The following is an 8,881-nucleotide window of genomic DNA, read 5'->3' as shown; positions in this document are numbered from 1 at the left end:
GTGCAGCTTCATTACTTAACGATGTCATGGCGATGTGTCTCCAGCAGGCGGCCCCGGCAATATCCCCGTGGTCTTTCAAATTGTAGCGTTGTTATCTGCTGTTGGTTACTCGCCCGGATTGGTTAGGGCGCAGTATACAGCGCCCCTACAAATACGGGGGAGAGCTAACTGCAGCTTGAAAGACAGCGGATAGATAACGTGAACCCGATCAATATTTTCCCCCACTCTAGATGAGAGTGAGACGTTTATCCAGTGATTGTGTTTCATCCTGGTATGAAAAATCCGCATCCAGCCCGTAGCAGGCTGGCTGCGGCTATTCCACATTTTTTGTATGTATTTTACTCAAGATAACGTTGGCTTGCTGGCCGTGGCCCGCGCCGGGGTATTGATCACCAGCACGCCGGCGATCAACAGCCCTAGTACCGCCACATATAGCGCGGGTTCCAGGCGATGCGTCAGCGCCGTTGACACCGCCGAGAGCATCGGGCCAACCAACTGGCCGATGGCATACCCCGTGGTCAACAGCCCGGCCATATAGCGTGCGTGATTCGGAGCCAATTCCCTGCCGTGCTGGATAGATAGCTGTACCACGCTGAGGAATCCACCGCCGGTCAGCATGGCCCCTAATGCCAGGCCGGTAACGCCCGGCACCACTTCGGCACAAAGCACGCCCAGCGCCTGTACCCACAGAGTGATTGCCAGACGGCTCTGCGTAGTGAGCCGATGGCGGGTTGCAATGCCGATGATAATCCCCAGCACCGCTGCACCGCCAAAAATCGGCCAGACAAACTGGGCGAACAGGCTGTCAGGGAAGCGGGCCGCCGCCATCTGTGACAGGAAGGTCGCAGGCAGGATATAGCCAAAGCCCGCCAGGCTGTAGCTCCACACCAGGCGCTTTAATGCCGGGGTGAGCACCAACGGCTCAGGCTTCACATCGGGACGATGCAGCTCCCCTACCCGTGGCAGGTTAATGCTGATCGCGGCAATTAACACCAACGCCAATGCGCCATATACCAGCCAGGCCTGCGAAGCGCTCAAGCCCCAGCTGTTGATCGCCACCGCCAGCATGCCGCTGATGAATATCCCGGCCCCAGGCCCGGCAAAGACCGCAGCACTCAACGCGGGACGGCCATAATGCGCCAACCGCTCGTTAGTCCAGGCCGCCACCAGCACCATCGACCACCCGCTAGCCCAACCAATCGCAAAGCGCAGCGCACCGTGCATCCACTCCCCCGACACCAAGGCAGAGAGGAGCGTCAGCGCTACCGCTCCCCACACGCCAAGCCACAGGCGGCGCTCCACATGGCGGCTGGCACGCATCGCATCATAGGCACCGCACAGGTAGCCCAGGTAGTTGACCGCCGCCACCAGCCCGGCCCCGGTCAGGGTGAACTGGTGCTCAGCAATCATCAGCGGCACTTGCGGGGTGAAGGCAAAGCGCCCAATCCCCATCGCCACGATCAAAGCAATAAAACCACTCAAGGCTATTTTTAGCGCCATCGCTGTATCCAACCTGTTAAAAGAAAGTTGCGGCTAGCATGCCGCAGTATTACACTCACAAAAACTGAATAATACTCATCAAGTTCATCACGAAAAGAGAAGGTTATGGATCTCACCCAACTGCGCATGTTCTGCTGCGTGGCCGAAACCGGCTCCGTCGCCCGTGCCGCCGAGCAATTGCACCGCGTGCCGTCAAATTTGACTACGCGCCTGCGTCAGCTCGAGCAGGAACTGGGCACCGATCTGTTTATCCGTGAAAAGCAGCGCCTGCGCCTCTCGCCGATGGGCCATAATTTTCTCTGCTACGCCCACCGCATTCTGGCGCTGAGTGAAGAAGCCATGAGCATCACCCATGCCGGGGAGCCGGCGGGCAACTTTGCGCTTGGCTCAATGGAAAGCACCGCCGCCACCCGGCTACCTACCTTGCTGGCAGCCTATCATCAGCGATTCCCGCAGGTTTCCCTTTCGCTGACCACCGGCACCTCCGGCGAGATCATTGAACGTGTACGTGCAGGAACTTTGGCCGCTGCCCTGGTGGATGGCCCGTTGCAACATGATGAACTGAACGGCTGCATTGCTTTCCCCGAACGTATGGTGGTGATCACTTGCCTGGACCATCCGCCCATCCATAGCGCCCAGGATGTCAAAGGGGAAACCCTGTTTGCCTTCCGCGCCAGTTGCTCTTATCGCCTGCGCCTGGAATCCTGGTTCAAGCGTGACGGCTCATTGCCAGGTACCACCATGGAGATCCAGTCTTATCACTCCATGCTGGCCTGCGTGGCCAGTGGTGCCGGGCTGGCGATGATCCCGTATTCGGTGCTCAACCTGCTGCCCGGTTACAAGCGGGTCAAAGTTCATTCACTCCCTGCCGACATTGCCGAAACCGCCACCTGGCTGTTATGGCGGCGTGATGCGTTTGGGCCAAACGTCCGCGCGTTAAAACAACTGATTATAGAACAGGCTGAAAGTTCGGAGGTGGATGCCGAGTCCATCCTCCTGACAGAGTAGCCAAAATCTGCACCACTAGAATTTAATGAGGAGAGAATCATGGAATTTATCAAAACCCGTGCTGCCGTGGCCTGGGGCCCGAACCAGCCGCTGAAGATTGAAGAAGTCGATCTGATGCCGCCACAGAAAGGTGAAGTGCTGGTGCGCATCGTCGCTACCGGCGTTTGCCATACCGATGCCTATACCCTGTCAGGCAAAGATCCGGAAGGCGTGTTCCCGGCGATCCTGGGCCACGAAGGCGGTGGCATAGTCGAAGCGATCGGCGAAGGCGTGACCAGCGTTGCCGTCGGTGACCACGTGATCCCGCTATACACCCCAGAATGTGGCGAGTGCAAATTCTGTAAATCCGGCAAAACCAACCTGTGTCAGGCCATTCGCGCCACCCAAGGCAAGGGCCTGATGCCGGACGGTACCACCCGCTTCTTTAAAGACGGCAAACCGATTTTCCACTATATGGGCACCTCCACCTTTGCTGAACGCACCGTAGTGCCAGAAATCTCACTGGCAAAAATCAGCAAAGAAGCGCCGTTGGAAGAGGTTTGTCTGCTTGGCTGTGGCGTCACCACCGGCATGGGTGCGGTGATCAACACCGCCAAGGTCAAGGCTGGCGATACCGTGGCTATCTTCGGCCTGGGCGGCATCGGGCTGTCGGCGATTATCGGCGCTCAGATGGCCGGTGCCAGCCGCATCATCGGCATCGATCTCAACACCAGCAAGTTCGAACTGGCTCGCAAGCTTGGCGCGACCGACCTAATCAATCCAAAAGATTACGATAAACCCATTCAGGACGTGATCGTCGAGCTGACCGACGGCGGCGTCGACTTCTCCTTTGAATGTATCGGCAACGTCAACGTGATGCGTTCAGCGCTGGAGTGCTGCCACAAGGGCTGGGGTGAGTCGGTCATTATCGGCGTTGCCGGTGCTGGTGAAGAGATCGCCACCCGTCCGTTCCAACTGGTGACTGGCCGCGTCTGGCGTGGTTCCGCCTTTGGTGGCGTGAAAGGCCGCAGCCAACTGCCGGGGATCGTGCAGCGTTATCTCGACGGCGAGTTCGCACTGAACGACTTTATCACTCACACCATGGGGCTGGAGCAGATCAACGAAGCGTTCGATCTGATGCATGAAGGCAAATCGATCCGTTCCGTGATCCATTTCGATAAATAAGCCAGGAGGCAGAGGATGACGATGTCATTAGAACTTCTCGAAGAGCACCGCATGTTCGGTGGTTGGCAACAACGTTACCGTCACGCGGCGCAGAGCCTGAATTGCAACATGACGTTCAGTATCTATCTGCCACCACCGCGCGACGATAACCCGCCGCCGGTGCTGTATTGGCTGTCGGGGCTGACCTGCAATGATGAAAACTTCACGTTGAAGGCCGGTGCCCAACGCGTTGCCGCAGAATTAGGGCTGGTGCTGGTGATGGCAGATACCAGCCCGCGCGGCGATGAGGTGCCGAATGACGAAGGTTACGATCTGGGCCAGGGGGCGGGGTTCTATCTCAATGCCACTCAGGCTCCTTGGGATCAACACTTTCGCATGTATGACTACATCAGCAATGAACTGCCAGCGCTGATTAGGCAGCATTTCAGCGTCAGCGATCGGCAATCCATTGCGGGCCACTCGATGGGCGGCCACGGTGCGTTAATGATGGCAATGCGTAACCCGCAACGTTTTCGCTCGGCGTCAGCCTTTGCGCCGATCGTCAACCCTTGCCAGGTGCCTTGGGGCCGTAAAGCCTTTGCGGCCTATCTGGGGGATGATGAAACGCAGTGGCTGCACTATGACAGTTGCCATTTGCTGGCCAGCGGGGCGGAGAAGCTGCCGATGCTGATCGATCAGGGAGATGGGGATCAGTTTCTGGCGGATCAACTGCAACCGGCCAAGCTGGCGGAGTTGGCACGCCAGCGCGACTGGCCGTTAACCCTGCGCATTCAGCCGGGTTACGACCACAGTTACTTCACCATCGCTACCTTTATCGAAGATCATCTGCGTTTTCATGCCGAGCATCTGTTTAAATAGTCGATACCCCCCTCACCCTAACCCTCTCCCTCAAGGGAGAGGGGACCGATCGAGCTCGCTGTTTTTTCTGTGTAATACCCTGACTTTCGTTTTACTTTACAAACACTTATCGAAGCAGCACGATCCCACCACAGGCTCCGGGCAGTTCCCTTTCCCTGTGGGAGAGGGTTGGGGTGAGGGGCTACCCCTTCAGCTTCGGATCTAATGCATCACGTAGGCCATCACCTAACAGGTTAAACGCCAGTACGGTGAAGAAGATTGCCAGGCTGGGGAAGATCGCCACATGCGGGGCAATCACCATATCCGCCCGTGCTTCATTGAGCATCGCGCCCCATTCCGGCGTTGGCGGCTGCGCCCCCAATCCCAAGAACGACAGGCTGGCAGCGGTAATGATTGAAGTACCGATACGCATGGTGAAATAGACCACGATCGACGAGATGGTGCCCGGCAAGATATGCCGCAGGATGATGGTCCAGTCCGAAGCACCGATGCTGCGCGCAGATTCAATGTAGGTCAGATGTTTCAGCACCAAAGTATTACCACGCACCAGGCGCGCAAACGCCGGAATGCTGAAGATGGCCACGGCGACAATCACGTTGGCCATGCCGCTGCCCATGATCGCCACCACGCCAATCGCCAGCAGGATGCCGGGGAAGGCAAACAGCACGTCGCTGATGCGCATGACAATGCGATCCCACCAGCCTTCGTAATAGCCCGCCAACAGCCCAAGCACCGTACCTATCACGCTGCCAACCAGTACCGAGAACACCCCTGCGGCCAAAGAGATCCGCGCGCCCATCAGAATACGGCTGAAAATATCCCGGCCCAGCGAATCCACCCCGAGCCAGTGCACCAGCGAAGGCCCTTCATTGAGCCGATCGTAATCAAAGAAGTTTTCCGCATCATAAGGCACCAGATACGGTGCCAGCAGCGCAGCGGCCACCAGCAGTAACACAAACACGCCGGCCACCATCGCGACCTGCTGGCGACGAAAACGCCGCCAGAACTCATGCCAAGGCGTACGCACTGCGTTGGGATTAATCACCGGCATTGCCTTGAGCGCGGCATTACGCCGCCAATACTTCATCATACGGCCTGCCTATTGGTAACGAATCGAAGGGTTGATTGCCGCATACAGCATATCCACCAACAGATTAATCAGAATGAATTCCAGCGAGAACAGCAGCACTTCGGCCTGGATCACCGGGTAATCGCGCATTTCTACCGAATCCACCAGCAAGCGCCCCAACCCCGGCCAGTTAAACACCTTTTCGACCACGATTGAGCCACCCAGCAGGAAACCAAACTGTAGGCCCATCATGGTGATCACCGGGATCATCGCGTTGCGTAGCCCGTGTTTGACGATCACCAGTGATTCCGGCACGCCCTTGGCACGGGCGGTGCGCATGTAATCTTCCTGCATCACCTCAACGAACGAGGCGCGGGTGAAGCGTGCCATCACCGCCGCTACCGCAGCGCCAAGCGTGATTGAAGGCAGGATGTAATGCTGCCAGGTGTCCGCTCCGACCGTCGGCAACCAACCGAGATTGACCGAGAACACCTGCATCAGCAGCATCCCCAACGCAAAGGCCGGGAAAGAGATGCCCGACACGGCCAGCGTCATCCCCAGCCGGTCCGGCCAGCGGTTGCGCCATACGGCGGAAATCATGCCGATCGCCATGCCAAAAATCACCGCCCATACCATGCTGGCGATGGTCAGCCAGAAGGTTGGCATAAAGCGCGAGGCGATCTCTTCACTGACCGGGCGTTTGGACACCATCGACGTGCCGAAATCGCCCTGCAAAATATTGACAAAGAAATGCACAAACTGCTGTGGCAACGGCTTGTCCAGCCCCAGATCCTGGCGCACCAACTGGACGACGGCTTCGTCGGCCTCCGGCCCCGCGGCCAACCGCGCCGGATCGCCCGGCAGCATATGGACAAACAAGAACACCAGCACCGCCACGATCAGCAGCGTCGGGATCAGGCCCAGCAGGCGTTTTAGAAAATAATTAAGCATTCCCCTCACCCTAACCCTCTCCCACAGGAAGAGGGGACAGAATGTGCTACTGATTAAGTTCCGTTGCTAACCTCACCACCGGAACACTGCCATAAATTAACGCCTGTAACTGCTCACAACACCCCAACCCTCTCCCTGTGGGAGAGGGTTGGGGTGAGGGCTTATTTCAAATCCGCATTATCAAAGTTGAACGAGGTGTCCGGCATCACGTAGAAGCCGCTCAGCTGTTTGTTGTTGGCAGACAGCAGGCGCTCGGTCACCAGGAAAATCCATGGTGCGTCGGCCCAGATGCGGTCTTGTGCATCTTTGTACAGCGCCTGCTTCTGGGCACGATCGGTGGTGGCCAACGCGTCGGCCAGATCCTTATCGACCTGCGGATTGCTGTAGAACGCGGTGTTGAATTGCTTAGGCGGTGCAGATTGAGTGGCGAACAGCGGCGTCAGCGCCCAATCGGCTTCGCCGGTCGAGGCAGACCAGCCGGTATAGAACATACGCACGCCGGTATCCTTCACGCCCACGCTTTCCACCTGCGCCGCACGTTGGCCCGCATCCATCGCGGTGACGGTCACTTTGACCCCGACCTGCGCCAACTGCTGTTGAGCAAACTGCAACACTTTCTGCGCGGTGCTGTGGTTATGGGAAGACCACAGCGTGGTAGTAAACCCGTTCGGATAGCCTGCTTCTTTCAGCAGCTCACGCGCCTTGGCTGGATCGTATGGCCAAGCGTTGTAGCGGGTGGCAAAATCAATGGCCGGAGGCACAGGACCTTCCGCCGGCACGGCAAAGCCGGAGAACGCCACCTTAATCAGCGCGTCCTTGTTGATCGCATAGTTCAGTGCCTGGCGCACCTTCGGGTTATCGAACGGCTTCTGCGTCACGTTCATGCTGATGTAGCGTTGCAGGATCGACGGCGCGGCCACCAGATCCAGCTTGCTGTTTTTCTCCAGCACCTTGGCTTGCTCATAAGGAATTGGGAAAGCAAAGGTCGCTTCGCCGGTTTGCAGCATCGCCGCACGGGTGTTGTTATCCACTACCGGCCGCCAGGTGATACTGTCCAGCTTCGGTAAGCCCGCTTTCCAGTAGCCGTCGAATTTCTTCACTTTGACATAGTCGGTCTGGTTCCAGGTTTCGAACTGGTAAGGGCCGGTACCCACCGGATGGAAACCAATCTCCTTGCCATACTGCTTGAGCGCCGCCGGGGAAATCATCGCCGCCGCCGGGTGCGCCAGGTTGTTAATAAACGCCGAGAATGGCGCTTTCAGCACGATCTTGACCGTGGTGGGATCGACCACTTCAGTTTTATCGATCATCTTGAACAGGTTGTAACGTTTCAGGCGATTATCCGGATTACTGGCACGATCCAGGTTAACCTTGACCGCCTCGGCGTCGAACGCGCTACCGTCGTGGAATTTAACCCCCGGCTGGAGCTTGATGGTGTAGGTCAGTCCGTCTTTGCTGACGTCGTAACTGTCCGCCAATACGTTCACCAGTTTCATATCCTTATCAAAGCCAAACAACCCCTGATAGAAGGATTTGGCGACCGCCTGCGACAAGGTGTCGTTGGCATCGTACGGGTCGAGCGTGGTGAAGTTGGACGCTACGGCAATCACCGCATCCTTGGCAGCCCAAGCCGGGCCAGCAGCGGCAGCCAGCAGTACGGCGGCCAAAACATTACGCTTGAATGTGTGCTTAGTCATATTGCTTAACTCTCCTGAGGCAAGGCTAAAAAGCACCGGCAATAGGGTGGCGGGCAACAAAGTGCCCTGGCCCTACCTGCACTAAAGGTGCGGTAACGGGTTCATCATCCAGCCCACGGATCGGGCTGGGTATTTCATCCACCAGCAACGGCTGGCGTTTATGCGCATGGGTTGGGTCGGCCACCGGCACGGCGGCCATCAGCTTACGGGTATAGGCGTGCTGCGGGTTTTCAAACACCGCACGGCGTGGGCCGATCTCCACAATCTGGCCCAGATACATCACCGCGACGCGATGGCAGACTCGTTCCACTACTGCCATATCGTGGGAAATAAACAGAAACGCGATGCCCAATTCACGCTGTAAATCGAGCAGCAGATTGACAATTTGCGCCTGAATCGACACGTCCAGCGCAGAGACCGCCTCATCGGCGATCACCACTTTCGGATTGAGTGCCAGCGCGCGGGCAATGCAGATACGCTGGCGTTGGCCACCGGAGAACTCATGCGGATAACGCCGCGCATGTTCCGGCTTCAGCCCTACCCGCTCCAATAGCCAGGCGACCCGTTTTTCAGCCTCCGCCCCACGAGCAACATTGTGCACCAGCAACGGCTCCATGATGGAGAAACCAACGGT

The 8,881-nt window shown here is 57.7% G+C and carries 8 protein-coding genes; 3 read left to right on the top strand and 5 right to left on the bottom strand.

The window, feature by feature from the left end:
• Window positions 1–342: 342 nt before the first annotated feature.
• On the bottom strand, window positions 343–1,500 hold the full coding sequence (locus tag ACLQ7H_RS08355) for a YbfB/YjiJ family MFS transporter (RefSeq protein ID WP_411752263.1): 1,158 nt from the start codon (window positions 1,498–1,500) through the stop codon (window positions 343–345).
• Between the two features lie 105 nt (window positions 1,501–1,605).
• On the opposite strand from ACLQ7H_RS08355, the gene ptrR reads away from it, so the two are divergent.
• Genes ptrR through fghA form a run of 3 tightly spaced genes read left to right on the top strand, consistent with a single transcriptional unit; the run spans window position 1,606 to window position 4,530 of the window.
• On the top strand, window positions 1,606–2,508 hold the full coding sequence (gene ptrR / locus ACLQ7H_RS08350) for a putrescine utilization regulator PtrR (RefSeq protein ID WP_411752262.1): 903 nt from the start codon (window positions 1,606–1,608) through the stop codon (window positions 2,506–2,508).
• Between the two features lie 39 nt (window positions 2,509–2,547).
• A complete protein-coding gene (locus ACLQ7H_RS08345; RefSeq protein WP_024485753.1) occupies window positions 2,548–3,672 on the top strand; it encodes an S-(hydroxymethyl)glutathione dehydrogenase/class III alcohol dehydrogenase in 1,125 nt (374 codons plus the stop codon).
• 15 nt (window positions 3,673–3,687) lie between these two features.
• Window positions 3,688–4,530 (top strand): S-formylglutathione hydrolase, encoded by an 843-nt coding sequence (fghA, locus tag ACLQ7H_RS08340; RefSeq protein WP_411752261.1) that lies wholly within the window; start codon window positions 3,688–3,690, stop codon window positions 4,528–4,530.
• A gap of 181 nt (window positions 4,531–4,711) precedes the next feature.
• Here fghA and gsiD read toward each other — a convergent pair whose 3' ends face one another.
• From gsiD to ACLQ7H_RS08320, 4 genes are all read right to left on the bottom strand, one after another.
• Window positions 4,712–5,617, bottom strand: a complete 906-nt coding sequence (gene gsiD, locus ACLQ7H_RS08335) for a glutathione ABC transporter permease GsiD (protein ID WP_221035517.1) — start codon at window positions 5,615–5,617, stop codon at window positions 4,712–4,714.
• Window positions 5,618–5,629: 12 nt separating this feature from the next.
• Entirely contained in the window at window positions 5,630–6,550 is a 921-nt protein-coding gene (gene gsiC, locus ACLQ7H_RS08330) for a glutathione ABC transporter permease GsiC (protein ID WP_065686892.1), read from the bottom strand.
• 161 nt (window positions 6,551–6,711) lie between these two features.
• Window positions 6,712–8,247, bottom strand: coding sequence for a glutathione ABC transporter substrate-binding protein GsiB (gene gsiB, locus ACLQ7H_RS08325; RefSeq protein WP_098927991.1), 1,536 nt, complete (start codon window positions 8,245–8,247; stop codon window positions 6,712–6,714).
• 25 nt (window positions 8,248–8,272) lie between these two features.
• Window positions 8,273–8,881: ATP-binding cassette domain-containing protein (locus tag ACLQ7H_RS08320; protein WP_411752260.1), on the bottom strand; the 609-nt coding region annotated here is incomplete at its 5' end.

Origin of the sequence: Serratia sp. (in: enterobacteria), from assembly GCF_046715635.1 — a bacterium.
Lineage (GTDB): Bacteria > Pseudomonadota > Gammaproteobacteria > Enterobacterales > Enterobacteriaceae > Chania.
The sequence above is the reverse complement of the archived record's forward strand: the minus strand, read 5'-3'. Positions and strand labels throughout refer to the sequence as shown.

Excerpts from the sequence above, each read along its gene's own strand:
- fghA (WP_411752261.1), top strand. The coding sequence starts at position 3,688 with ATGACGATGTCATTAGAACTTCTCGAAGAGCACCGCATGTTCGGTGGT.
- ACLQ7H_RS08355 (WP_411752263.1), bottom strand. The coding sequence starts at position 1,500 with ATGGCGCTAAAAATAGCCTTGAGTGGTTTTATTGCTTTGATCGTGGCG.
- ACLQ7H_RS08345 (WP_024485753.1), top strand. The coding sequence starts at position 2,548 with ATGGAATTTATCAAAACCCGTGCTGCCGTGGCCTGGGGCCCGAACCAG.
- ptrR (WP_411752262.1), top strand. The coding sequence starts at position 1,606 with ATGGATCTCACCCAACTGCGCATGTTCTGCTGCGTGGCCGAAACCGGC.
- gsiC (WP_065686892.1), bottom strand. The coding sequence starts at position 6,550 with ATGCTTAATTATTTTCTAAAACGCCTGCTGGGCCTGATCCCGACGCTG.
- gsiB (WP_098927991.1), bottom strand. The coding sequence starts at position 8,247 with ATGACTAAGCACACATTCAAGCGTAATGTTTTGGCCGCCGTACTGCTG.
- gsiD (WP_221035517.1), bottom strand. The coding sequence starts at position 5,617 with ATGAAGTATTGGCGGCGTAATGCCGCGCTCAAGGCAATGCCGGTGATT.